This is a genomic window from Bradyrhizobium sediminis (assembly GCF_018736105.1).
Classification (GTDB): domain Bacteria; phylum Pseudomonadota; class Alphaproteobacteria; order Rhizobiales; family Xanthobacteraceae; genus Bradyrhizobium.
Genome location: NZ_CP076135.1, coordinates 664366 through 690055, shown reverse-complemented (window position 1 = coordinate 690055; position 25690 = coordinate 664366). Strand labels below are relative to the sequence as shown.

The 25690-nt window shown below is 62.8% G+C and carries 22 protein-coding genes; 9 read left to right on the top strand and 13 right to left on the bottom strand.

Annotated elements, in window-relative coordinates:
• Positions 1-8 precede the first annotated feature (8 nt).
• From KMZ68_RS03315 to ugpB, 6 genes are all read right to left on the bottom strand, one after another.
• The gene (locus tag KMZ68_RS03315; protein WP_215614478.1) at positions 9-1859 is read right to left on the bottom strand and encodes a dipeptide ABC transporter ATP-binding protein; all 1851 of its coding nucleotides are present in this window, start codon (positions 1857-1859) and stop codon (positions 9-11) included.
• Between the two features lie 93 nt (positions 1860-1952).
• Complete coding sequence (locus KMZ68_RS03310) at positions 1953-2852, bottom strand: ABC transporter permease (protein ID WP_215614477.1); 900 nt, start codon at positions 2850-2852, stop codon at positions 1953-1955.
• Between the two features lie 10 nt (positions 2853-2862).
• Positions 2863-3876: an ABC transporter permease gene (locus tag KMZ68_RS03305; RefSeq protein WP_215614476.1), complete on the bottom strand. Its 1014-nt coding sequence runs from the start codon at positions 3874-3876 to the stop codon at positions 2863-2865.
• 94 nt (positions 3877-3970) lie between these two features.
• Entirely contained in the window at positions 3971-5590 is a 1620-nt protein-coding gene (locus tag KMZ68_RS03300; RefSeq protein ID WP_215614475.1) for an ABC transporter substrate-binding protein, read from the bottom strand.
• 259 nt (positions 5591-5849) lie between these two features.
• Positions 5850-6800 carry an aminoglycoside phosphotransferase family protein gene (locus KMZ68_RS03295; protein ID WP_215614474.1) on the bottom strand — a complete coding sequence of 317 codons (951 nt, stop codon included), beginning with the start codon at positions 6798-6800 and terminating at the stop codon, positions 5850-5852.
• 150 nt (positions 6801-6950) lie between these two features.
• Positions 6951-8279 carry a sn-glycerol-3-phosphate ABC transporter substrate-binding protein UgpB gene (ugpB, locus tag KMZ68_RS03290; RefSeq protein WP_215614473.1) on the bottom strand — a complete coding sequence of 443 codons (1329 nt, stop codon included), beginning with the start codon at positions 8277-8279 and terminating at the stop codon, positions 6951-6953.
• A 217-nt stretch (positions 8280-8496) separates the two neighbouring features.
• Here ugpB and KMZ68_RS03285 point away from each other — a divergent pair, with 217 nt between their 5' ends.
• The 9 genes from KMZ68_RS03285 (at position 8497) to KMZ68_RS03245 (ending at position 17537) form a co-directional block, all read left to right on the top strand.
• The gene (locus KMZ68_RS03285) at positions 8497-9492 is read left to right on the top strand and encodes a TRAP transporter substrate-binding protein (protein WP_215616173.1); all 996 of its coding nucleotides are present in this window, start codon (positions 8497-8499) and stop codon (positions 9490-9492) included.
• 97 nt (positions 9493-9589) lie between these two features.
• On the top strand, positions 9590-11584 hold the full coding sequence (locus KMZ68_RS03280; protein WP_215616174.1) for a sensor histidine kinase: 1995 nt from the start codon (positions 9590-9592) through the stop codon (positions 11582-11584).
• Complete coding sequence (locus KMZ68_RS03275) at positions 11554-13299, top strand: ATP-binding response regulator (protein WP_215604658.1); 1746 nt, start codon at positions 11554-11556, stop codon at positions 13297-13299. The genes KMZ68_RS03280 and KMZ68_RS03275 overlap by 31 nt, the downstream gene beginning before the upstream one ends.
• Positions 13296-14039 (top strand): response regulator, encoded by a 744-nt coding sequence (locus KMZ68_RS03270; RefSeq protein ID WP_215614472.1) that lies wholly within the window; start codon positions 13296-13298, stop codon positions 14037-14039. Before KMZ68_RS03275 ends, KMZ68_RS03270 begins: the two co-directional genes overlap by 4 nt.
• A gap of 381 nt (positions 14040-14420) precedes the next feature.
• Positions 14421-15032, top strand: coding sequence for a sigma-70 family RNA polymerase sigma factor (locus KMZ68_RS03265; protein WP_215606538.1), 612 nt, complete (start codon positions 14421-14423; stop codon positions 15030-15032).
• Positions 15033-15209: 177 nt separating this feature from the next.
• Positions 15210-15413: a hypothetical protein gene (locus KMZ68_RS03260; protein ID WP_215614471.1), complete on the top strand. Its 204-nt coding sequence runs from the start codon at positions 15210-15212 to the stop codon at positions 15411-15413.
• A gap of 183 nt (positions 15414-15596) precedes the next feature.
• Positions 15597-16076 (top strand): hypothetical protein, encoded by a 480-nt coding sequence (locus KMZ68_RS03255; RefSeq protein WP_215614470.1) that lies wholly within the window; start codon positions 15597-15599, stop codon positions 16074-16076.
• Positions 16077-16220: 144 nt separating this feature from the next.
• Positions 16221-16922, top strand: a complete 702-nt coding sequence (locus KMZ68_RS03250) for a cytochrome c biogenesis CcdA family protein (RefSeq protein WP_215614469.1) — start codon at positions 16221-16223, stop codon at positions 16920-16922.
• Between the two features lie 24 nt (positions 16923-16946).
• Complete coding sequence (locus KMZ68_RS03245) at positions 16947-17537, top strand: thioredoxin family protein (RefSeq protein WP_215614468.1); 591 nt, start codon at positions 16947-16949, stop codon at positions 17535-17537.
• 199 nt (positions 17538-17736) lie between these two features.
• On the opposite strand, the gene KMZ68_RS03240 is transcribed toward KMZ68_RS03245, so the two are convergent.
• From KMZ68_RS03240 to KMZ68_RS03210, 7 genes are all read right to left on the bottom strand, one after another.
• On the bottom strand, positions 17737-18615 hold the full coding sequence (locus KMZ68_RS03240) for a metallophosphoesterase family protein (protein WP_215614467.1): 879 nt from the start codon (positions 18613-18615) through the stop codon (positions 17737-17739).
• Positions 18593-20146, bottom strand: coding sequence for an ABC transporter substrate-binding protein (locus KMZ68_RS03235; protein ID WP_215614466.1), 1554 nt, complete (start codon positions 20144-20146; stop codon positions 18593-18595). Before KMZ68_RS03235 ends, KMZ68_RS03240 begins: the two co-directional genes overlap by 23 nt.
• Before the next feature lie 109 nt (positions 20147-20255).
• Positions 20256-21119, bottom strand: a complete 864-nt coding sequence (locus KMZ68_RS03230; RefSeq protein WP_215614465.1) for an ABC transporter permease — start codon at positions 21117-21119, stop codon at positions 20256-20258.
• Positions 21116-22045, bottom strand: coding sequence for an ABC transporter permease (locus tag KMZ68_RS03225; RefSeq protein WP_215614464.1), 930 nt, complete (start codon positions 22043-22045; stop codon positions 21116-21118). Before KMZ68_RS03225 ends, KMZ68_RS03230 begins: the two co-directional genes overlap by 4 nt.
• Positions 22045-23034 carry an ABC transporter ATP-binding protein gene (locus tag KMZ68_RS03220; RefSeq protein ID WP_215614463.1) on the bottom strand — a complete coding sequence of 330 codons (990 nt, stop codon included), beginning with the start codon at positions 23032-23034 and terminating at the stop codon, positions 22045-22047. Before KMZ68_RS03220 ends, KMZ68_RS03225 begins: the two co-directional genes overlap by 1 nt.
• Complete coding sequence (locus KMZ68_RS03215; RefSeq protein WP_215614462.1) at positions 23031-24014, bottom strand: ABC transporter ATP-binding protein; 984 nt, start codon at positions 24012-24014, stop codon at positions 23031-23033. The genes KMZ68_RS03220 and KMZ68_RS03215 overlap by 4 nt, the downstream gene beginning before the upstream one ends.
• A gap of 2 nt (positions 24015-24016) precedes the next feature.
• Complete coding sequence (locus KMZ68_RS03210) at positions 24017-25621, bottom strand: ABC transporter substrate-binding protein (RefSeq protein WP_371741458.1); 1605 nt, start codon at positions 25619-25621, stop codon at positions 24017-24019.
• Positions 25622-25690 lie beyond the last annotated feature (69 nt).

Here is a 25690-nt window from a genome sequence, read left to right as displayed (position 1 = left end):
AATCGGGTTCAGTGAGCCGGCAACGGCGGATGCGGAATCGCCGTCAGCAGTTCCTTGGTATAGCCATCCTGCGGATCGCCCAGCACGCGCTCGGACGTGCCCTGCTCGACGATTCGCCCCGACCGCATCACAATGACACGATCGCACAACAGCCGCACCACATTCAAATCGTGCGACACGAACAGATAGCTCATCCCCATCGACGCCTTGAGATCCTGCAGCAGGTTCAGCACCACCGCCTGAACAGAGACGTCGAGCGCTGCGGTCGGCTCGTCGAGGATCACGAGCTTCGGGTGCAGCGCGATGGCGCGGGCGATGCCGACGCGGGCCTTCTGGCCGCCGGACAATTGATGCGGAAAACGATCGAGCAGATTGAGCGGCAGGCCGACCAGTCCGGCCAGTTCCTCGCAGCGGGCGCGCAGCGCGTCGCGCCCCCTGAGATCGCCGAGCTGCATGATCGGATCGACGATGGCGCGCGCGGCGGTAAAGCGCGGGTTGAGGCTGTCGGTCGGATCCTGGAACACCATCTGGATACTCTTGCGCAACGGCAGCCGCGCGAAGGCATTGGGCAGGATGGCGCCGATCTCGTCGTCGTCGAACATGATGCGGCCCGAGGTCTGGTCCAGGAGCCGCATCACCATCATCGACGTGGTGGATTTGCCGCAGCCGGATTCGCCGACCAGCCCGACGCTCTCGCCATGGCCGACGCTGAACGAGATGCCGTCGACGGCGCGGAATTGTTCGGTTTCGACCGGCGGCTTGCGCGAGAACAGTTTTGACAGTACCGCGGTCGCGCCCTGGCGCGGGTATTCCTTGACCAGTTTTTCGACGAGGAGAAGGGGCTTTGCAGCATCGTCACCCCCGGGCTTGACCCGGGGGTCCATCACCTTTGAAGAAGAGTCTGCCGAAGAAAGATGGATGGCCGGGCATAGGCGAGCGGAAGCGACGCCGTCCTTCGGACGGCTATGCCCGGCCATGACGGCCGGAATGCGGGGCGAGGTTGAAGAAGGCGTAGTTGGCGCCAGCTTCGCCGCCTCCTCCTCCGGCAACAGGTCGCGCAGGGAGACGCCGAGCCGCGGCGTCGCCCGCATCAGCTTCTTGGTATAGGCGTGTTGCGGATTGGCAAAAATATCCGCCGACAGCGCGGTCTCGACTACGCGGCCCTTCTCCATCACCACCACCCGGTCGCAATAGGCCGCGGCGAGGCCGAGATCGTGCGTGATCAGGATCGTCGACATGCCCCGGCTCCTGGTCAGTTCGACGATCAGGTCCATCACCGCCTTCTGGGTGGTGACGTCGAGGCCGGTGGTCGGCTCGTCCGCGATCAGAAGCTGCGGATTGCAGGCCAGCGCCAGCGCGATCACCACGCGCTGGCACATGCCGCCGGAAAGTTCGAACGGATAGGCGTGGTAGCGCTCGCGCGGCCGGGCGATCTTGACCGCTTCCAGCGCCTCGATCGCCTTCTCGCCACGGTCGCTGGCGGCAGCCTGCACATGCTGGCGCAGCACGTCCTCGATCTGGTCGCCGACTTTCCGGATCGGGTTCAGCGCGGCGCGCGGGTTCTGGAAGATCATCGAGATTTCGCGGCCGCGCAGGTCGCGCATCTGGTCCTCGGTCGCGGTCCTGACGTCGATGCCGGAAAACATCACCGATCCCTCGGCGATCTTGCCGGCGCGATCGAGGATCCGCATCACAGCGTAGGAGGTGACTGACTTGCCGGAGCCGGATTCACCGACGATCCCGAGCGTCTCGCCCTTGGCGACCGTGATATTGACGTGCTGCACCGCCTTCACTATGCCGCGCCTTGTGGCGAATTCCACCGTGAGGTCGTTGACGTCGAGCAGCGGCCGCGCGGTCATTTCAATGCCTCCACACGATCGGTGTGCTCGCTCGCCCCGTTCTTGCGGGGAGAGGTAAGGGAAACACCGCGTTGGAATTTGCTGCCCATCGCCTCAGGTCCTTCGCTGCGGGTCGACGATGTCGCGCAGGCCGTCGCCGAGCAGATTGAAGCAGAACACCGCGGTCATCAGTGCGAGGCCCGGGAACAGCGCGATCCACCACTCGCCCGAGACCATGAAGCCGGCGCCCTCCGCGACCATGATGCCCCATTCGGCGGTTGGCGGCCGCACCCCGAGGCCGATGAACGACAGCCCGGCGGCGTTGAGGATCGCGTAGCCCATGGTCAGCGACATCTGCACGATCATGATCGGCATGATGTTCGGCAAGATGTGCACCAGCAGAATCCGGAACTCGCCATTGCCCGACAACCGCGCCGCCTGCACGAAGCCGGCTTCGCGGCGCACGTTGGCTTCGGCGCGGGCAACGCGCGCGTAAAGCGGGAAATTCACGATCGCGGTCGCGATGATGATGTTCTGCACCGTATTGCCGAGCGCCGCCACGATGCCCATCGCGAGGACGAACAGCGGAAACGCCATGATGGTGTCGGCGATGCGGCCGACGATACGGTCGGTCCAGCCGCCGAAATAGCCGGCGGCGATGCCGGCAAGACCGCCCATCAGGAACACCAGCGCCACCGACGCCACCGCGATGAAGGTGTCGAGCCGGGTCGCCACGATGACCCGGCTGAAGATGTCGCGGCCGAGCTGGTCGGTGCCGAACCAGTGCGCCGCCGAGGGCGGCTTCAGCGCGGATGCGGTGTCGGACGCCAGCGGATCGTAGGGAACGACATAGGGACCGAACAACGCCGCAAGCAGGATCACGACCAGGAGGCCGAACGCGAACGCGGTGACGCGGTTCTCTCCGAGCACATAGCGGGTGTGTTCGAACATCGCCGCCAGCCCGGAAATGCGTGCTGGACCGGCAGGTTCGGCGGCAGGCGCCACGCTGCTCATGCTTCCACCCCTACCCTTCGAGCCTTACCCTGGGATCGATCACGCCGTAGAGGATGTCGATCAGGAGATTGAGCAGCACGTACATCACCGCCATGGTGAGCACGAAGCCCTGCACCGGCGCAAAATCCGACGAGATCAGGGCTTCCACCGCGTAGGAGCCGATGCCGGGCCAGGCGAAAACCTTTTCCACCAGCACGTTGGCTCCCAGCAGGAACGAGAACACCATGCTGAGCGTGGTGATGACCGGCAACATGGCGTTGCGGAAGGCGTAGGTGACGATCACGGTGCCCGGCGACAGGCCGCTGGCGCGCGCGGTGCGCACGAAGTCCGACGACAGCACCGCCAGCATCGAGGCCCGCGTCATGCGCGCGATCGGCGCCAGCGAGAACACGGCGAGCGTCATCGCGGGCAGGATCAGCTGGCTCAGGGCCGAACGAAAGGTCTCGAGGTCGCGCGCGATCAGCGCGTCGATCAGATAGAAGCCGGTCACTGCATTCGGCGCGCTGTAGAACACATCGAGCCGCCCCAGCGGCGCCGGCGACCATCCGAGCCGGAAATAGAAGACATAGACCAGCACCAGTCCGGTGAAGAACACCGGCAGCGACACGCCGGCCGTCGTTGTCACCCGGCAGAGATGATCGATCCATGAGCCCGGCCGGGTCGCCGCCATGACGCCGAGCGGAATCGCGATCATGATCGAGACCACGAGACCGAGCAAAGTGAGTTCGGCGGAAGCCGGCAGGCGGTTCTTGATTTCGGTTGCGACCGGCTGGCCGGTGGTGAGCGAATTGCCGAAATCGCCGTGAGCAAGATCGTTGGTGTAGCGGAAGAACTGCTCGATCAGCGGCTTGTCGAGGCCGAGCTTCTTGCGGATCTGCTCGACCGCCTCCTTGGTCGCCGCGGGCCCTGCGAAATATGCCGCGGGGTCGCCGGGCAGCGCGCGGGTCAGCAGGAAGGTGACGATCACGACCCCGATCAGGCTCGGGATCGCAAACATCAGCCGCTTGCCGATCATGGTCAGCATGGCGCACTCGCGAATAGCGAATGGCGAATGGCGAATGAATGATGGCGGCCGTACTCTGTCACTATTCGCTACTCCCTATTCGCCATTCGCCCCCTTACGCCTTCACCAGTGCGCGGTAGTCGAGACGGCGGTGGAACCAGTACTGATAGCCCGAGACGTTCTTCTGCATCGCGACGTTGACATAGGGCTGATACAGCGGAATACGCGGAATATCCTTGAACGCCAGGTCGACGAAGCCCCTGACGTCCTTGTCGTAGGTCGCCTTGTCGCCGACCGCGGCGGCGTCGACGGCGCCATGGATGAAATCGTCCATCGTCTTCGACTGGTAGCTCATGGTGTTGAAGATCGAATTCTTGCCGTCGTAACACCAGATGAAGAAGTATTCGGGGTAATCGAGCCAGCCGGAGAATACGTTGGTGTAGAGCGGCAGCACCTTCTTGTTGAGCTCGGTGCGCCAGTTGGCGCCCGGGATCTTGTTGATGGTGGTCTTGATTCCGATCTGCGCCAGGCTCTCCTGCACCAGCACGCAGAGCGGCTCGTTGACCCCGGCAAATCCGAGATCGAACGACAGCGTGGTCTCGAAGCCGTTGGGATAACCGGCTTCCGCCAGCAACGCCTTGGCCTTCGCGATGTCGGTGACGAATTTGGTCGGCTGCGGCCACGCCACCTCGGTCGGCGCATTGGCAGCGGCGCCGAACATCGGCTTGGCGAGGCCGAACAGCACCGCATCCATGATCTTCTGATAGGGGATCGCGCAGGCAACCGCCTCGCGTACCTTCGGATTGTCGAACGGCGGGATCTTGACGTTCATGCCGATGTACTGGACACCGTTCGAATACGGCACCGACACGATATTGAGCTTGCCGTCGCCCTTGAGCTCGACGAAGTCCTTGTTCGGCAGATCGTAGGAGATGTCGGCGTCGCCGCGCTCCAGGAGCGCGCGGCGGTTGCCGGCCTGCGGCACCATGCGCCAGATCACGCGCTTGACCTTGGGCAAGGATCCGCCGACCCAGGCGTCGTTGCGCTCCATGATCACTTCGGTGCCGGCAGTCCACTTCGTCACCTTGTAGGCGCCGCCGCCCGCGGTCTGCTGCTTGGTGTATTCGAGACCCCACGGGTCCTTCTCGCTGGCGTTCTTCTTCACCAGTTCGGAATTGATCACGCAGGGTACGATCACCGCGAGATCGGGAATCGTCAGGCGGTCCTTCCTGGCGAAATCGATCCGCACCGTGTTGTCGTCGACGACGACGAATTGCTCGGTCTTGGTCAGCGAGCCCGCGCCCATCTGGAAGGTCGGGAAGCCGCCGACCGAGACCGCGCGGTCTAGCGACCATTTGACGTCCTTCGCCGTCACCGGCGCGCCGTCGTGGAATTTCGCGTTCTTCTTCAGCTTGAAGGTCACCGACATGTCGCCGACCTTCATGTCTTCGGCGAGTTCGGGCTTGAACTTGTCGCGGTCGTAATACGGCACGCCGCCGGGACCGCTCTTCATCTCGTGGCTGATCAGGCGGTCGTAGCAATTCCACGATACCTCATAGCCCGGCACATTGGTGCCGACGCCGTGAATGTCGAGATTGTTGGGGCCGCTTTCCGAGACGATCAGCAGCGTTTCGGAACGGGCGTCAGCCTTGGCGGCGGACCAGATCGCCGGCGCCGGCACCATCGTGCCTGCCGCAACCCCGGTGACAGATTTCAGAAAATCGCGACGCTTCATGTGATGCTCCAACGCACGAGGGGAATCGGCTTTGGAACTGACTTCGCAAGGTTTGTGCCAGAACTTAACGAAGGCCTAATATCCAGGTAATCCATTGATTCTATAAATGAATGTTGAGACTTCCGGGCCCGCGAACGCCTCGCGCCAGCGCCTGGCATTGCATACAAAGAGGCTTCTTTGCCTGTTTTAAATGCATATTTTGGTGATCGCTATTTTCTTGTGCGGCGGCGGACGGCCCGCACGGCGGTCATCTTCGCGGTCAGACAGGCCAGAGCAATTCCTGCAGTTCGTAGAGGTTACCGGCGTTCCGCTGCCAACCCTCGATACAGATGTGCCTGTTGGGATCGCTGGCGCGGTGCAGGAGAAGGAGGGCCATCAGCCGGCGCTTCAAGGTGAAATCGATATCCGCACTGGAATAGCCGAATCCCGCGAACAGGCTTCGAACGCGACGCGGCATCCCGGCGGTCATGAAGGCGCTCGGGCCCAGCAGGTCGTATTCGCCCCTTCCCGTCATCACGTCGCCGAAGTCGATCAGCCCCGAAAGCCGCCAGCTTCCGCCTTCGCAGCTCAGCAGAAAGTTCTCCGGAATGTATTCCCCGGTCAGGATCACCGGCGGCGCCTCCAGCGCAACCAGCGCTTCCGCATCGGAAAGCAGATCGTCCAGCCCGTCCAGAAATTGTTGCGGCAATCCGAGGCGCCGGTGTCTTGCCCGGCATCCTTCGATCTGCCCGCGCATGAACCGGTCCCAGCCCGGCTCGATGCGGCTTAGCTCACCGCACGGAATACGCTGCACTTCCGCGATGGCCGCACCGATCTGGGCGAGGACGCGCTCCTTCTCCTCCTCCGGCAAGGCAGGCCACGATTCGCTGCCCGCGATGCCGGGCAATCGCGTGATGACGAGATACGGCCAATCGTCGCGCTCGCCCTCCAGCACGATTTCGGGAACCGGAACACTGAGCCGTCCGCGAAGCTGCGCCAGCGAAATCTGCTCCGAGACGAACTGGCTGCGCAGGAATGGAGGAAAGATCTTCAGGATCAGCCTACTGTCGAGACCGACGACGAGATTGGTGCCATTGCTGAATGGCTGAGGTGTCGTGCACGGAAGGCCGTGGCCGCGCGCAATATCGAGCGCCGCCGGCAACCATAGCGACGCGTCGGCGCGCCACGACCGGAAAGTCTCAGGGTTCGTCAGAACCGGCAGTGAGTGCATGACTGGCAGAGGCCGCGCCCTTCCTGTTTCGATGCCGGCGATATGCGCCTGGAGCCTTTTCCGTTCCGGTTGAATCGGAACGGTGCTCCATCTTCTTGCTTTCACGCGCTTTCTTCACGCAAACCGGTATCCACTTCGCTTGAAAACGCTCTACCGGTCCGGATTGGCGCGCTCGAACTGGCGCAGCAGCCGGTTGCCGCGCTCGACGGCGGAATCGAGTGCTCCTTGCGCGGCTTTCTTGCCGCTGAAGGCCTGCTCCAGTTCGTCGTCGATCGCATCGCGGATCAGCACGAAGGAGCCGAGCCGGAGCCCCCGCGAATTTTCGGTCGGCGCCTTCTGGGTGATCTGCTCGATCGAGATCGCCGCCCCCGGGTTGCGGTCGTAAAATCCCTGCGCGCGGGTCAGATCGAACGCCGCCCGGGTCACTGGCAGGTAACCGGTGTTCTGGTGCCAGGCCGCCTGAACCTCCGGCCTCGACAGGAATCCGAAGAATTTCGCCACGCCCTTGTATTCGTCGCGCGGCCGGTCGCGCAGCACCCACAAGGTCGCACCGCCGATGATGGTGTTCTGCGGCGCGCCGGCGACATCGGGCCAGTACGGCAGCATCCCGTAGCCGACCTCGAATTTCGAATTGGCCTTGATGTCGGCGCGCGTCGCCGAGGAGCCGATGAAGATTCCGCATTCGCCCTTCTGAAACCGTGGCTCCGCAGTCTGCGCCCGGCCGCTGTAGTCGAACACCTTGGTGGTCTGCCATTCCGCCAGTTGCGCGATATGGCGCACCATCACCGGGTTGTTGAAATTGAGTTCGGCGTCGAGGCCGCCGAAGCCGTTGACCCTGGTCGAGATCGGCAGATTGTGGAACGCGGAAAAATTCTCGACGTTGATCCATGACGGCCAGGAAGTGGTCAAGCCGCAGGCCGCGCCCGACGCCCGCAGCCGCTGCGCCGCAGCGCCGACCTCGGGCCAGGTCTTCGGCGCCGCTTCGGGGTCGAGGCCGGCGGCACGGAACAGGTCTTTGTTATAATAAAGGATCGGCGTCGAGGCGTTGAACGGGAACGACAGCATGTTGCCGGCGAGATCGGCGTAATAGCCGGCCACCGCCGGAAGATAGGCGGCCGGCGAAAACGCCTCGGCTTCGTTGCGCATCAATTCGAACACCGGATAGATCGCGCCTTTCGCCGCCATCATGGTCGCGGTCGCGATCTCGTTGACCTGGACGATGGCGGGCTGGCTGCGCGAGCGGAACGCAAAAATCGATGCCGTCACGGTTTCGGTGTAGTTGCCCTTGTAGCTCGGCATGATCCGGTATTCGGATTGCGATGCGTTGAAATCCGCAGCCAGCCTCTCCAGCTGCCGGCCGAGTTCACCCGACATCGCGTGCCACCACCTGATCTCGGTCACCGCCCACGCCGGCGACGCCAGGGTCACCGCGGCGGCGATGGCGGCGAGTTGCGAAAACCTGAGAGCCGAATTCACCATAAAGCCATTCTGATCCGTCGCGGCCGATACGTGTTTTGCGTGTGATGCGCCCTGATAAGGCCCTGCGCCGGCGGTTTCAATCGGCAAAAGGCGAGAAGCCGCAGCGCACCATTGACGCCCCCCGCGACGTTGGCAGGATAGCCATCTCTCGCCGGCTTCTGTTAAATGGGGTTGAACCTTTTTTCCGGCCCATCGACATCATCATAAGGGGATGAGTTTGCCTGTGTACAGCCGCGCCGACCTTTCGCGGACGGTAGCATTCGTTGTCGCGTTGTCCTTGACGGCGGTTTCGACGAGTGCGGTCGCGCGCGAATTCCGCGCCGCCGATACCCAGAGCGAAGACTATCCGACCGTGCAGGCGCTGCGCTACATGGGCCGCATGATCGCGGAGAAAAGCGGCGGCCGGCACCAGATCCGGGTGTTTCACTCGCGCCAGCTCGGCGAGGAAAAGGAAACCATCGAGCAGACCCGCGTCGGCGCCATCGATCTCAATCGCAGCAACGTGGCGCTGATCGGAACCTTCGTGCCGGCCATGAACGTGCTGGCGATGCCGTTCCTGTTTCGCTCCGTCGAACATCTGCAGAAGGTGCTGGATGGACCGATCGGCAATGAAATTCTCGGCAGCTTCGACGCCTACGGATTTGTCGGGCTGGCGTTCTACGATTCCGGGGCGCGTTCGATCTACAACAGCGTCCGGCCGGTCCGCTCGACCGCCGACATGAAAGGCTTGCGGCTTCGCGTGCAACAGTCCGAATTGATGTCCAGCATGATGAAGGGTCTCGGCGCCGAACCGGTCGAACTGCCCTATGGACAGGTCCTGACCGGGCTTGCCACGAAGCTGGTCGACGGCGCGGAGAACAACTGGCCGTCCTTCGTCACCACGGGTCATTACAAATACGCCGGCTATTACACCCTCACCGAACACACGATGTCGCCGGAAGTGCTGATGATGTCGCAGAAAGCCTGGGAAAGCCTGTCGGCCGAAGATCGCAAGATCTTTCGCGAGGCGGCACTGCGGTCGAGCCAGTTCATGCGCGAGAAATGGCGCGATCTCGAGCAGCAGTCGCGCCGGCAGGCGGAAGCCGCGGGGGTGACGATCGTGACCGATTTCGACCGCAAGCCCTTCGAAGCCGCGATGACCGGCATCTACGCCAAGGCGCGGCGCGATCCCGCGGCGGCGCAGTTGATCGAACGAATTCGCAAGGTGGAGTGAATTGGCTTTGGCGACACCGCGGCAGGACGAAGCTGTGGAACGGCCGGCGAGCCTCGCCGCGCGGACCCGCGCCCGCATCGTCGGGCTGGTCCGCGCAGTGCCGATCCGCTGGCGCATCCTGTCGATCGCTGCGCTGAACTCGGCGGTCGTCATGGTGCTTGCCGCCATGATCTGGAACGGCGCCCAGGTGCTTCGCTCGGCCTGGGACGACGTACGGCAGGTGCGCGAATCCGACAAGGTCCTGGCGCTGCTGGAAAGCGAAACCGGCCGCCTGCAGAACCTGATCCACCGTTACATCAACCAGCCGAGCCCCGAATTGTTCGCCGAGATCCTGCTGCTGCGCGAGGCGGTGCTGGGCACGCTGACCACCCGCGCCTCGACCGACCCGATGCTGTCGGGATCGGTGGCGGAGCTGGAGCGCGTCACCGAGAAATTCCTCAACGGCTTCGGCGAGTTGCGCGCGGTCCAGGCCACAATCACGAAGACCTACCAGGACCAGGTGCTGGCCCCCGCCAAGGACATGGCCGGGCTGTATTCGATCATCGAGGGCGCCACCGGGCACCGCGAGGCGCTGATCTGGCCGGCGCTCGGCAAATCCCGCGAGGCGTTTACCGCGATGCTGGTCGCCGCCAACTCCTATTATCTGTCGCTGGCGAGCGCCTCCGCCGAGGACGCCCGCAGGAATACCGAGACCATCGAGAAGACCATCCCTGTGATGTCCGATCTCGCCGACAACGACCTGCAGCGGCTGGCGCTGCAGCGGCTGCAGGCCAGAACGGCCGCGCTGCGCGCGGGCTTTGCCAAATTGTCGGAGCAGCTGGCGAACCGGACCGAGCTATTGCGCAACACCATCGACGCCAGCCAGGCCGAGGCCATCGGCGCCATCGACGATCTGTCGGTGAAGATGCGCCAGCGCGAGCAGAAGGCGCAGGCAACCTTCGACCGCACGCTGAACAACATCTCCCGCAAGGTGCTGTCGATCGCCGTGATCTTCCTCGGCATCATCCTCAGCGCCGGCGTCATCATCGCGCTTTCGATCCGGCTGCCGCTGCAGCAGATCATGGCGGCGATGCATGCCATCACCACCGGCGACTACAATCGGCGGGTGCAGGGCACCAACGCCAGGGACGAGGTCGGCGCGATGGCGCGCGCGGTGGAGGTGTTCCGCGAGAACGCCATCGCCAAGCGCGAGACCGAAGACGAGTTGCGCACCTCGAAGGAGAAGGCCGAGGGCGCGCTGCTCGAGCTGAACGCCGCCCAGCAGAACCTGATCGACGCCGAGCGGCTCGCCGCGCTCGGCGGACTGGTCGCGGGCGTCGCCCATGAGGTCAACAACCCGATCGGCATCAGCCTCACCGTGGCGTCGAGTTTCGCGCGGCGGGCGGAGATGTTCGAGGCCGAGCTGAAATCCGACGGCGCGCTGCGGCGCTCCCAGCTCGAGGAATTCGTCCGCTCCTCGCGCGACGCAGCGGGGCAGCTGGTGGCCAACCTGCATCGCGCCGGCGAACTGATCCAGTCGTTCAAGCAGGTCGCGGTGGACCGCTCGCATGCCGAACGCCGGCAATTCAGCCTGAGCGAGGCCACCGACCAGATCATCGCCAGCCTGCGGCCGGTGCTGAAGCGGGCGCCGATCTCGCTCTCGGTCGACGTGCCGGAAGGCCTCATCATCGACGGCTATCCGGGCTCCTACGGCCAAATTCTGACCAATTTGTTCCTCAACGCGGCCAATCATGCGTTTGCCGACGGCCGCAGCGGGGCGATCTCGATTTCGGCGCGACCGCGCGGCAGCGACGATGTCGAGATCATTTTTGCCGATAACGGGGCCGGAATGACGCCGGACGTGCAGCGGCAGGCCTTCGACCCGTTCTTTACCACCCGCCGCAACGAGGGCGGCACCGGGCTCGGCCTGCACATTGTTTATAATCTGGTTACCCAGCAGCTCGGCGGCCGGATGATGCTGGATTCAAGACTGGGACAAGGCACCACATTTCGCATTATCATGCCGCGGACCGCCAGGGGCGGTTCCGACACCGCAGAACAAGCTAGCGACGGGATTCCTCAATGGCCGAACAGGACGATGTCCTCCACCTGATCGACGATTCCGGAACCGCTCCGGAGAAGTCGACGGCGCGCAAATGGAAGGTCGCCGTCATCGACGACGACCAGGCCGTGCATGAAGGCACCAGGTTTGCGCTGAGCGACTACAATCTCAACGGCCAGACGCTCGAAATCCTGTCGGCCTATTCGGCGGCCGAGGGCCGCAAATTGATGCGCGCGCATCCCGACATCGCCGCCGTGCTGCTCGACGTCATCATGGAGACCGACGCCGCGGGCCTCGATCTCGTCGAATACATCCGCAACGAGATCAAGAACGAGACCGTCCGCATCATCCTGCGCACCGGGCAGCCCGGACAGGCGCCCGAGCGCCGCGTCATCGTCCAGTACGACATCAACGATTACAAGGCCAAGACCGAACTCACCGCCGACAAGCTGTTCACCTCGCTGACGGCGGCGCTGCGCAGCTACCAGCAGCTCGAGCGCATGGTGCAGACAAGGCGCGGGCTCGAGATCATCATCGACGCCGCCTCCACGCTGTACGATTTCAAATCGATGCAGCGGCTCGCCGAGGGCGTGCTGACGCAGCTCGCCTCGCTGCTCAATGTCGATTGCGCCGGCATCCTGGTGTTGCGCGACGATGGCGGCGCCGGCACCGATTTTTCGGTGCTCGCGGGCTCCGGCTGCTACAGCCGCTTCATCGGCTCGGCCGGATCGCGATCGCTCGATCCGGATTTGCGCCAGATGGTCGAAGCCGCGTTCCAGCGCCGCAAGAACGAGTTCGCCGATCACCGCACCGTGCTCTATCTGCGCACCGGCAGCGGCCGCGAGGTGGTGGTGCTGCTGCAGGCGGAGCGCCCGCTGTCGGATACCGACCGCGCGCTGGTCGAGATTTTCTCCAGCCGGCTGTCGATCGCCTTCGACAACGTGATCCTCTATCAGCAGCTGCACGAGGCCAACACCCAGCTCGAGGACCGCGTCGCCCAGCGCACCCGCGCGCTGATGCAGGCCAACCGCCGGCTGTCGTCGCAGTGGATGCGGCTGCAGCGCGCCAACGGCTTCAAGAACGAGATTCTCGGCACCGTCGCCCACGACCTCAAAAATCCGCTCGGCGTCATCCTCGGCCGCACCGAAATGCTGACCGAACTGATCGGCGCCGGCGCCTCCAGGGAGAGCGTCACCGCCCAGGTCGAGCATATCCGCGACGCCACCAAGCGCCTGACCTCGATGGTCGACCACCTGATTTCGGATGCGATGGCCGACGCCTTCGACATCTCGATCCGCCGCGAACCGGTCGATATCGCAGGGCTCGTCAGCGAGGTCGCCGACGCCAACCAGCCCCTGGCGGTCAACAAGCAGCAGACCATCATGGTGTCGGCGCCGCCGAATATCGTCACCATGTGCGACGCCGACCGGATGCGCGAGGCGATCGACAATCTCGTCAGCAACGCCATCAAATATTCACCGATCGGCGGCAAGATCACGGTGCTGGTGACCCACGACCAGGACAACACCATCATCCGCATCGCCGACGAGGGCGCAGGCCTCTCTCCGGAAGATCTCGGCAGGCTGTTCGGCCGCTTCCAGCGGCTGTCCGCGAAACCCACCGCCGGCGAAAGCTCGACCGGCCTCGGCCTGTCGATCGTCAAGCGCATCATCGACATGCATGGCGGCGAAGTCACCGCCGACAGCGACGGGCCCGGGCAGGGCTCGACCTTCACCGTGACCTTGCCCGCGACCGAGATGTCATGACCCAAAGTCAGCAACACATCGTCATCGTCGACGACGAGGCGCCGGCCCGCGAGATGGTCGGCGAATACCTCAAGATGCACGGCTTCAACGTGACGCTGTGCGACGGCGGCAAGACCCTGCGCGAGGCGATCGATGTCTCGGTGCCCGATCTCGTCGTGCTCGATCTCAACATGCCCGAGGAAGACGGTCTTTCCATCATCCGCGATCTCAAGAGCCGCACCAACGTCCCGGTCATCATGCTGACGGCGACCGCGAGCCCGATCGACCGAGTGGTCGGGCTCGAGCTCGGCGCCGACGACTACGTCGCAAAACCGTGCGAGCTGCGCGAATTGATGGCGCGGATCCGCTCGGTGCTGCGGCGCTCCTCGCCGGCCAAGGCGCCGGCGGCCGCACCGGAAGCCGCCGGCGCCAAAGCCAAGGATCAGCTGGTGCGGTTCGGCACCAAATGGCTCGATCTCGAGGCGCAGGCGCTGCGCGACGACGACGGCAACGAGCATCCGCTGACCGCGTCCGAATTCGGCCTGCTCAAGGTGTTCGCGGCCAATCCGAAGCGGGTGCTGTCGCGCGAGCGGCTGCTGGAATTGGCCAACGCCCGCGACGCCGAAGCCTTCGACCGTGCCGTCGATCTCCGCATCATGCGGATCCGGCGCAAGATCGAGATCGACCCGACCAAGCCGGCCGTGATCCGCACTATCCGCGGCGGCGGCTATTTGTTTTCGCCGATCGGCGACAAGGCGTGATTTCCCGATAGCGAGTCCCTCATGGTGAGGAGCGCATCGGAGTTTATCATCGGGCCGCGCTTCGCGTGGACCCGTTGGCGCGTCTCCGGACGATGCTCGCATCGCCGGGAGAACCATGAGGCCCCACTCATCCTTCGAGACGCGGCCAAGCGGCCGCTCCTCAGGATGAGGAACCTCTCCGCTGCGGGCAGCCGTCCTATTTTCGCCCCGTTGAAATTACAGGATTTTTTGTGCCGAATGTTTCGTCGCTGACCTCGCGACGAAACAATTCTCCTGCGCACGAAACCATTTTCCCCTTGGCGTGCAGACGTCCCGAAACTTTCGTTAATTATCAATCGGCTCCAACGAAACGCCGCCAATGGCGAATACCGGGAGCTTGTCATGCAGAACGTCGTCGCTATCAACGCCGCAGCCCGCCAAGGCATCATCGCTGCCCAGGCGACTTCGGATGAAATGCTGCTGGAAAGCATTGCCGATGGCGGCCGGACCGCGATGCATATCCTTTATTCCCGTCACAACGTCCGGGTTTACCGGTTCATCCTGCGCATCGTGCGCGATACCAGCATGGCCGAAGACCTCGTCAGCCAGGTCTTCCTCGACGTGTGGCGCACCGCCAAGCAGTTCGAGGGCCGTTCGCAGGTTTCCACCTGGCTGTTGTCGATCGCCCGTTTCAAGGCGCTGACCGCGCTGCGCCAGCGCCGGCATGAGGATATCGACCAGGAAGACGTGCTTGAAATCGCCGATGATGCCGACACGCCGGAGGCTTCGCTTGACCGCAGCAACACCTCGGCGATCCTGCGCGCCTGCGTGGCCAAGCTGTCGCCGGCGCATCGCGAGATCATCAACCTCGTCTACTACCACGAGAAGTCGGTGGAGGAGGCCGGCGCGATCATCGGCATCCCCCAGAGCACCGTGAAGACGAGAATGTTCTATGCCCGCAAGCAGCTTGCCGACTTGCTTAAGGGCGCGGGCGTGGACAGCCTCGCCGCATAAGATGACGCATTTTCAATTGGTTACGCCATAGTTCGGGCAGCCGAACCGTCGATTTCCGGGGGCCAAATCGTTACCGCCCACGAAACAAATGAAACAATTGACGACATCGCCCGGAAAAACTCTGCCGTTACACCCATACTTACGAACGCAACGCCAACGCCGGACAGGAGAACGAAAATGCTGAAGCCTTCCTTCCGCCTCTTCATTATCCCGCTCGGCGCCGTCTGCACCCTGGCCTCGCTGTCCGCCCAGAACACCGCCCCCCGCGCCCAGCGCGACACCGGTTCGATGTTCGTCCGCGAGCAAGTGGTCGATTGCAGCAACAAGAATCCCAGCGAGGTCTGCGTGATCTCCTACGACAGCGAGACCATCACCCGCTGAACCTGTTTTCTAGCCTTCTTTCCTCCCAAGTTACTCTCACCTCCAACGACCCGGCCGGGATGCCCCCCAGCCGGGTCGCTCTGCATTTGCGGGCTGGCCAGGCATATTTGCAACTCATTCTCATTTGCATTAGCTTGAACGCCAGAGTTATTCGCAAATTCAAATCATCAGGGGGAGACCACGATGTTCATCTCGTATCGCGTCGCGATTGGCGCTTCTGTCGTGCTCGGCCTCGTCTCGGGCGCGGCGATCGCAGCAGGGGATTTGTCGAAGCAGACCCCGATCGAACTGACGGTCGCGCTGGGCTCGCCCGGCAAGTACGAATTCACGCCGAAACAACTGCGCTTCGAGACCGGCAAGCTCTACAAACTGATCCTTCGCAATGACAGCAACGAACCGCATTACTTCACTTCGCACGCGTTCTCGCAGATGGTGTGGACGCGAAAGGTGCAGGTCACGCAACAGCGCGACGGCAAGGCCGTGACGCTCGCCGAGTTCAAGGGCGCGATGCGCGAGATCGAGGTCTATCCGGGGCAATCCGCCGAATGGTGGCTGGTGCCGGTCGCGGCCGGCCGCGCCACCGATCTGCGCTGCGATATCAAGGCCGCCGACGGCAAGACCCACGCCGAACTCGGCATGACCGGCGAGATCGTCATCGAGTAACGGCGCGCGCTGCCGGCAATCATCGCGCGAGCGGCCTCACAAACACGTGACGCGGCCGACGTAACGCACCACCCTGCCGGCTCGAAGAACCCAGCGAGACCTCGCGTGCCCGACGGCCCGATCGAGAGTCGGACAGGATTTTCGATGCTCAACCTCGTTCTCGCCTTGCTCGCCGGCGTCGTCACCATCGCCGCGCCCTGCACGCTGCCGGTGCTGCCGATCCTGCTCGGCGCCTCCGTCGGCCAGACCGGCCGGGTGCGCCCGGCGATGATCGCGGCGGGATTTGTCATGTCGTTTTCGGCGACCGCGCTGGCGCTCAGCGCGATCACCCGCGTCCTCGACTTCGATCCCAACAGCCTGCGCACCGCCGCGACCGTGCTGCTGCTCGGGTTCGGCCTGCTGATGATCTGGCCCGGGCCGTTCGAATGGCTGTCGATCCGGCTCAATGGACGGCTTAATTCCGGCGCGGCCGGCAGCACGGCGTCCCGCCAGGGCAATTTCGGCGGTTTTGTGCTCGGCACCACGCTCGGCCTGGTCTGGACGCCCTGCGCCGGTCCGGTGCTCGGCTCGATCCTCACCGTGGTTGCGACCTCGCCGGACACCGCATGGGCGAGCCTGCTGCTGATCGTTTACGCGATCGGCGCCGCGATCCCGATGCTGGCGATCGCCTATGGCGGCCAGGCCGTCACCACCCGCGTCCGCAGCGTCGCAATGATTTCGCCAAGACTGCAGCAGGGCTTCGGCGTCGTCGTGATCGCCTTCGCGGTCGCGTCCTACTTCCAGTACGACACGCTGATCGTGTCGTGGCTGACGGCATTTTATCCGAACGGCCAGATCGGCCTTTAATCAACCCGCGCGAAGGAGACCTCCATGACCCCAAGATCGCTCGCCACCTGCGCCTCGGCGCTCGTCCTCTGCCTGATCGGCGCAGCCAGCCCCGGCGTCAGCGGCGAGGCGGCGCGCGACCAAGCCGCGCCGTTCGCGGTCGCCGCCGTGCAGGGCAGCGCGCCGAACTTCACCGGCATCAACAACTGGTTCAATTCCGCGCCGCTCAACATCGCCGACTTGCGCGGCAAGGTGGTGCTGGTGGATTTCTGGACCTATGGCTGCGTCAACTGCGTCAACACCCTGCCGCACGTCGTCGAGCTCTATGCGAAATACAAGGACCGCGGCCTCGTCGTGGTCGGCGTCCATACCCCCGAATTCCCGTTCGAGCGGTCGGCCTCCAACGTGCAGGCCGCAATGAAGCGGCACCGCATCACCTATCCGGTGGCGCAGGACAATGATTCGAAGACCTGGAACGCGTACCGCAACCAGTATTGGCCGGCGCAGTACATCGTCGACCAGAGCGGCAAGATCGTGTTCCAGCACGACGGCGAAGGCCAGTACGAGCAGATCGACCGCACCATCGCGCGGCTGCTCAGCGCCAATAGCGGTCGTTCCATCAAATTCCGCAGCTGATCTTGTTTTCTAACGCGAGTATGTCGGATATGGGAGGCAGAGCGGAAGTGAAAGTTATCGCTCGCCGCCCGTGCGTCGTCGGAGAGGTGGAGGAGCGCAGCAACCACTTGGCGCAGTTCCAAATGTGAAGCTACCAGTGTGCGGCTCCGGCAATGCGCGCGTCGCTCACATGCCGCCGGGACGCCGCAGAGAATGCGCCCTAAGGCCAGGCGGGCAGTGTCGTCGTCGTGCCGCCGTTGCGCCTCGTCCAACCTGTCATGTCGATCGCGAACATTCGTTCCGGCTCGACCAGCGTATGGGATGCTCCGCGCGGACCAAGAACCCATTCGAGATAACCAGGGCGGGGAAAGGTCCCGCGCCGCGCCAGCGGGTTCTTAATATCGACCATCGCGGTCGCCGGCGCCCACACAATATCCATGCCGCGATGACGATGCTTCCGATACACGTGCTTGTGCCCGCATGCGATCACCTTGACGCCGGCGCTCGCGCAAACATTGAGAAACGTCGCTCTGGCCCTCAAAGGAATGTAGGAAGTGGGGTTCGCCGCTGACAAATGATCGCGTTCGAAGGGAGGCATGTGGACGAAGACCATCGCGTGCAGCGCACCGCGCGCCGCCAAGGCATGTTGCAGAAACTCGCCCTGTTCGGCCTCTTCGGGCAGATTTGATCCCATCAGCGCGGTATCGAGACCGATCAGTCTCCAATGCGGAACATCGCAGTGCCACCACTGAGCTCCGACATGGCCTCGCCAGGCATCAATTCTCTCGCGATTGATCGGCTGGTTGAGGCGGGAATAATCCGGCGCCTCACCGATATCGTGATTGCCTGGAATGGCGTGCCACGGCAGTCCAAGCGCCGCGATTTCTTCAACAGCATAGGCAAGATCATGCGATTCCGACGGACCGTTGAACGCAAGATCACCGCCGTGAATCAAGATATGCGGCGGCGACGCCGACACTGCTTCGCGAAAACATGACCAATTCACTTCGAAATAGCGGTGTGTGCGCGATAGATGCGTGTCGCTGACATGGATCAGCCGGAAGCCAGACCGCTCATCAGTTGAACGAGAGATTGTCATTACGAAGATCCATGAAGTAAAATGTATAGGGACGCCACGCGATGTTGCGCTTCAGGGCATAGAATTCCGCGGGCTGATAGAGCACTGTGCCCGGAGCTTCGTCCTCCCATGCGTCCAGCAGCGCCTTGAATAACGCCTTGCGCTTCGCAGCGTCGGTTTCAGCTTCAAGTGCGCGACCGGCGACGTTGAACGCCCCGACGCTACGAAACGCCCCAGATTTCTGGAAGGCGGAGTCCGGCCCCCATGAAATCCAGAGTGCGCCAAGCGGATCGGGAAGCCTTGTGGAGTTGGAGTTGTTGCCGATCTGCTGGCCCTCAGCGCGCATCTGCGTGAAGTTCTCGACAACCTGAAGGCGCGCGTTGATGCCCACGGCTTTCCACATTTCGATAAGCACCTGCGCTGCACGCAGTGCGTTGGTGTAATAGTTTGGCATCGTCCGATAGACGATCTCCTCGCCGCGATATCCGGCTTCACGCAGCAGGCGCTTGGCGGCATCGGGATCATAGCGAAGGCTGCGCCCTTCAAGGTACATCTGACCGTATTCGGGATAGTTGTGTCCGCCAGGCACAACCGCCGAGCCGTCCCAAAGCGTATCAACAAGCAGTTTTCGATCGATCGCGAGCCCGAGCGCCTGCCGCACACGCTTGTCGCCGAGGCCCGGGCCTCGCTCATCGAATGTCAGAACATGCACATTGGCGAGCACGACGTTGCGGACGTCGATTCCCGGGCTCTTTCTCAGAACGCTTACCTGATCCGGCGGGATGTTCGTGATCATATCTACATCCCCCGCCTGCAGGGCCGCTACCCGTGATGCCAATTCCGGCATCTGCCGGAATTCGACGCTCTCCGCGTTTGGACGTCCCATCCAATATTGGTCGAAGGCGTCAAGAACGATTTTCTGATCCCGTTGATGCGACCGGTATTTGTAGGGCCCGGTGCCGATCGGCTCACGGGAGAAGCCGTCGAAGCCGCGTTCCTCATAGGCACGCTTGCTGACAATCCAGCTGCACCAGGACGCCAGGCGCTGTTCGAGCAACACATCGGGGACCTTTGTGCGGAACCGGACTGTCAGCGGCGCCGGCGAGTCTACGGATGCGAGCGTTGCGAAATACGATCGCGCTTCGGGTATCAGGGCCTTTTCTCCAAACATGCGCGGTGACATGAAAGTATAGACAACGTCTTCAGCGGTCAGACGATCGCCATTGTGAAACAAGACGTCGTCGCGCAGTTTCAGGACCAGCTCTTGTGCGTTCCGCGTCCATGATGTGGCGAGGTGCGGCTTCAGCCTCGAACCACCGCCGTCAGGCGATCCCAGAAAATCACGCCGGATCAATGTGTCGAACATCGAGTAGGTTACACGCGTCCCCACGTTGGAGAGTTCGCGGGCAGGCTCTAGGGTGGGAGGCACTTCCGCAACTGCTATGCGAAGCGGCAGTCGCGTCTTCCCTTGTTCCTTGGGCTGCGCGTAAGCCGTTGGTGCAAGCGCGAGAGCCGCTCCACCAGCCAGAAGGTTACGACGCGATATCGTCATTGCCAGTCCCCTTGCCAGATTGCTTGCCGCTGATAGGCGGCAGTCGATGCGGGTTTTCAACCGCGTGAAGGCGAGCGCAGTATCTGTTCGACGTCGCGCCACGCATAGGTCATTTCAAGGTCGGGTCGAGCCGGTCGCGCAACCAGTCGCCGATCACGGAAACGGCCAGCGTCGTGAGAACGATCGTCGCAGCGGGACACAGCATGATCCAGGGAGCACGCGTCAGATATTCTCTGCCATACCCAACCATATTCCCGAGGCTCGTCATCGGAGGTTGCACGCCCAAGCCGAGAAACGACAGGCCGGACTCCAGCAGGATCACTTCCGGAAACACGAGGGTCATCGAGACGATCAACGTAGAGGCGATGTTCGGCAGGATGTGCCTGAAATAGATCCGCGCCGGTCGCGCGCCCAGCTGGCGAATGGCTGCGGCATAGCCTTGGGCGTTCGCCGAAATGGCGAGTCCGCGCGAAATACGCGCGTAACGCTCCCAGCCAAAAAGGCCCATCAGCCCCACGAGCAGTGGGAGGGAGTTGCCGAAGAATGCCAGCACAGACAGGGCCAGAATCAGAAATGGCATGCTGGCCTGGAAATCCGCCAACATGAGGACGATCTGTTCAACCCAGCGGCGGAAATGCGCCGCGAGAAACCCCAGGATGGTACCTACCGTCGCAGAGATAAGGGTCGCGCCAAATGCAAGGAGCAGAGAAATCCGGATCGAGAACACAAGTCTCGACAGAACGTCGCGGCCGAGCTCATCCGTCCCAAGCCAGTGGTCCATCGAACCGGGTGGCGCTAGCCGGTTTCTGAGGTCCAGCTTCGTGAAGCCATAGGGAGCGATCACTTCGGAAAGGCACGCGAGCAGCAGCATCAATGCGATCCAGCACAACGCGACATTGACGCTTGCCGGCAGCGTCGGCCAAAGCGTCTTCGGCGGCCTCGCCTCCTCATCAGCGACGACGATCTGGGTCATTCGGAGCCCATGCGCGTTTTCAACCTCGGATCAAGAAAGCCATAGAGAAAATCGACGATGAGATTGGATGTGACCATCGTCAGCGCAACAAGAAGCAGGATGCACTGAACAACGGCGAGATCGCGATTTGCGACAGCAACGACGAGGAGCCGTCCGACACCCGGCCAGGAAAATACGCTTTCGACGACGACGGCGCCCGCTATCAGCGAGCCAACCATGAATCCTATGATGGTCACCGTGGGAATTGCGGCGTTCGGCAGAGCGTGGTTCGTGACTACGGCGCGCCAAGGCACGCCTTTGGCGGACGCCGTGCGAATGTAGTGCTGGCCCAGAATCTCCAGCATCGCGCTTCGCGTGAACCGCGCGAGGACAGCCGCCCCCCCCACACCAAGTGTGAAGATCGGAAGGATGGCATGGCGCCAGGAGTCCTGGCCTCCGGAAGGCAGCCAGCCGAGCTGGACCGCGAAGACCAATACCAATAGTAGCGCCAGCACAAAGCTCGGGACGGTAAAGCCGGCAACGGCGGCGATCATCACCGCCCTGTCGATCGCCGAGCCGCGATGCAGCGCCGCGTAAATCCCGGCGGGAATCCCAATTCCGAGCTTGATCAGAAGCGCCGGAACAGTGAGCACGAGCGTAGCCGGAATACGCTCGGCGACAAGAGTCAGGGCGGGGCGGCCGTCTCGCATGGAACGGCCGAGTTCGCCCTGGGCGATCGCGCCGAAGTAGTCGAAGTATTGCATCAAGATCGGGTCATCGAGGCCCCACGCCTTGCGGAATGCCGCGATCACCTCCGGCGGAGCTTCCGGTCCCATGATCATCAAGGCTGGATCACCCGACAATCGCAGAACCACGAAGGCGAACGTGACGACAAGTGCGATCGTCAGCAACGCGCGGCCAATTCTCAGCGCAAAATAGCGGAGCATCAGGCCGCGCTCCTTCCCGACTGTTCACCTGCATAGAGGTGGCAGGCAACGCTGCGTGTCGCGCTCGGCCGCGACAGCGTAGGCTGCGCGATGCGACACTCCGGCAGCGCGCTCGGACAGCGCGGATGAAATGCGCAGCCCGACGGGCGATGGGTGGGATTTGGTGGATCGCCCTGAAGCACAATTCGGCCGGCGCTGCGCCGGCCAGGCGCAGGCGACGCAGAAACAAGCGCACGTGTGTAGGGATGAAACGGCGTCGCAAAGAGATCGTCGGCCGATCCGGTTTCGACGATCTGGCCCAGATACATCACCGCAACACGGCGACTGACCTGACGAACAACCCGCAGATCGTGACTGATGAAGAGCATCGTCAATCCGAGCCGGCCTTGAAGGTCACAAAGCAGGTTGACGACCTGCGCCTGAATAGACACATCGAGAGCGCTGACAGGCTCATCGCAAACAAGGAATTCCGGTCGCGTGGCGAGCGCCCGCGCAAGTACCGCGCGCTGGCGCTGTCCACCGGAAAGCTCGCCGGGATGGCGGCGGCCATGGTCGGCCGACAAATCCACCGACCGAAGAAGTTCAATCGCCATCTGCTCGCGCTCAGACCGTTCGCCGACGCCATGAATGTCCAGCGGCTCGCGAACCTGATCGAGAATGGTCAAACGCCTGTCGAGTGCGCCGAGCGGGTCCTGATAGATCATCTGCGCGCGTGCGCGGTGAGACCGCCAGCCTTCCGACCCGATTGCGGGCATTGGCGCGCCGCCGAACCGGACCTCTCCAGCATCCGTTTCCTCAAGACCGAGCACGAGACGTCCTGTCGTTGATTTTCCGGACCCGGATTCGCCGACAAGGCCCAGGGTCTCCCCCTTCGCAATCTCAAGAGAAACATTGTCGACGGCACAAGTATTCGAGACGCGGCCGAAAATACCACGTCGAACGACGTAGACTTTCCTCAAAGCCCGCGCCTCCACCAGCGGCTCGGTCATTCCGCCGCCTGCCCGACCTGAAACCGGCGCTCCGACGAAACGACATGACAGGCCACGTCACGGCCGTGTCCAACCGGAACGAGCGGAGGAGGTGCAACCTTACACAAGGCGGCTTCGAACGTGCATCTGGGTGCGAATGCGCAGCCGGCGGGCATGCTGCGCGGATCAGGAACCGTGCCGCTGATCGCTGTCAGACGCCGGCGCTCCCCATCGAGCGGTGGCAGCGCACCGATAAGCCCGTTTGAATAGGGATGACAGGGATCGTCGAACAGCTCTCCCGCCTGGGCATTTTCCACCACCCGGCCGGCATACATGACGGCCACGCGGTCGCAATTTTCCGAGACGACGCCGAGATCGTGGCTGATGAGCACCATCGCCATCCCGGTTTCAGCGCGCACCCTCGCAAGCAACTCCAGGATTTGCGCCTGAATCGTCACATCGAGCGCGGTCGTTGGCTCATCGGCGATCAGGAGATCGGGATTTCCCGAAAGAGCCATCGCGATCATGATGCGCTGGTTCTGTCCTCCTGAAAATTCATGCGGATAGGCCGACAGCCTCCGTTCGGCGTCGGGAATTCCGACGAGATCAAGCAGCCTCTTGCATTCGCTCTGCAACGAGCGGCCCGACAGACCGCGATGCAGAGCCAGCGTTTCGGACAACTGGCGGCGGATGGTGAGAACAGGATTCAGCGCGCTGGCCGGATCCTGAAAGATCATCGCAATGCGGCGGCCGCGCACGCTGTCTAGCGTATGCACCGGCGCGCCCAGAATGTCTTGCCCCTCAAGGACGACCTTCCCATCGACTTTCGCCGAACTGGGCAGCAGGCCGAGCGCGGCAAGCCATGTGACGGACTTGCCGGAACCCGACTCGCCGACCAGTCCCAGCGCTTGTCCTTTGCAAATCGAGAAGTTGACGCCGTGGAGAACGCGCGTCTCTCCAAACGAGACCGTCAGGTTCTCGATTGCAAGGAGCGGAAACATCGTCAGGCTCCGAAGCTGCCGGGACGAAAATCCATGGCAAAGGCCGGGGAGGCCTTCCACTTGATAGCCTTGGGCTTCGCCGTGAACGTCGCATTCTGATGCAGCACCGTGTAGGCTGGGTCTTCACGCTCTGCGATTTCGAGCATCCTGCGGAATGCCTTGCGGCGAGCATCGCGGTCCGTCGATGTTTCGAGAAACTCCGAAAGCTGGTTCAGTTCGGCGTTCGTCCACTCGCCGATCTGCTGTTGCTGTCCATTTGGACCATGCTGTGCAACCAGCGACGAGACGGGATCATTGTAAGCGGCTGAATTGGACCAATCGCGCACGCCGCGGGTGTCGTTGCGCTCCATGATCTGGGACCAGTTTTCCTTGGTCTCGATCTGGACGTTCAGCCCAACGGCTTTCCACATCTCGACGAGAACCTGAGCCGTCGCAACCTGGTTGGTGTAGTAGTTGTTCAACAGGCGATACGGGATCTGATCACCCTTGTAGTTGGCCTGCCGAAGCAGCTCCTGAGCGAGCTTAGGATTGAACTCGGGGACATTCCAGTCGCCCTGGAACATGTCCCCGTAGAACTCCCATTGCAGACCGCGCGGCACGCGGGTGCGGCCCGCCCACAAACTGTCGACGATGGCCTGGCGATCAATGGCGTGCGTGAATGCCCGCCGAACCAGAGGATTCGCAAGCTGCGCATGGTTCTTGTCGAATACGGTCAGGCGATGGTTGAGAATGGTTCCGCCCTGAACCTCGAATGCAGCGTTCTTCTCGATTGGCGCAATCTGGTCCGGCGTAATGTCACAAGCGAACTGATACTCGCCGGAAAGAAGACCGTTGATGCGGCTGGCCACTTCCGGAACTTCGACAAAACGAATGCGCTTGAGCGGAGGCCGGCCACCCCAATACTCATCATGCGACTCGAGCGTCAGCGACACATCCGGGCGCATCTCGACAACTTTGTACGGACCCGTCGTGACCGGCTTGCGCGCCCAGTCGAGATAGCTTGCCGCCTCTTCCCACGCACGCCGGTTCATGATGTTGGAGCCGTAACGCGACAGGCGTCCTTCAATCGTGAGGTCCGGCGTCGCGTTGTAGAAACGCACCGTGTACTTGTCGACGGCATCCACACGCAATAGATCCGGCCAGATCCGCCGTGCAACCGCCGGAACCTCGGGTGGAAGTTCCTTGCCCGGACGCGGCGTCGGAATTTTCTCGAATGCCTTGATCGTCGACCTGCCCTTGGCTTCAGTGGCGCCGAACATGCGCTCCCGTCCGAAGCTGAACACAACGTCCTCGGCCGTCAGTTCGTCGCCATTGTGAAACTTGACGCCTTGGCGGATTTTCAGCTCGACCGTCTGGCCATCAATCCGCTTCCATTCAGTCGCCAATCCCGGGACAGCCTCCAGGTTTCCGCGCCAGTTTTTCGCGATCAACCCTTCCCAGAGCGACGAGAAAAAGATGCGTTCTCCGACATTCGACTGTTCACGAAGGACGTCGAGAACGTTTGAGTTCGTCACCTTCTGAACGGCAACCGTAATCGACGGACGGTTGTCGGCTTGGGCGATGGCGAACCGGGGAGCGATCATTGCGCCTGCTGAGGCGGCGCCCATCCGGAGAACGTGGCGGCGGGAATGTCCAGTCATGTTTATTTCCTTGCTGTTCTCAAATCCGATCGTGCC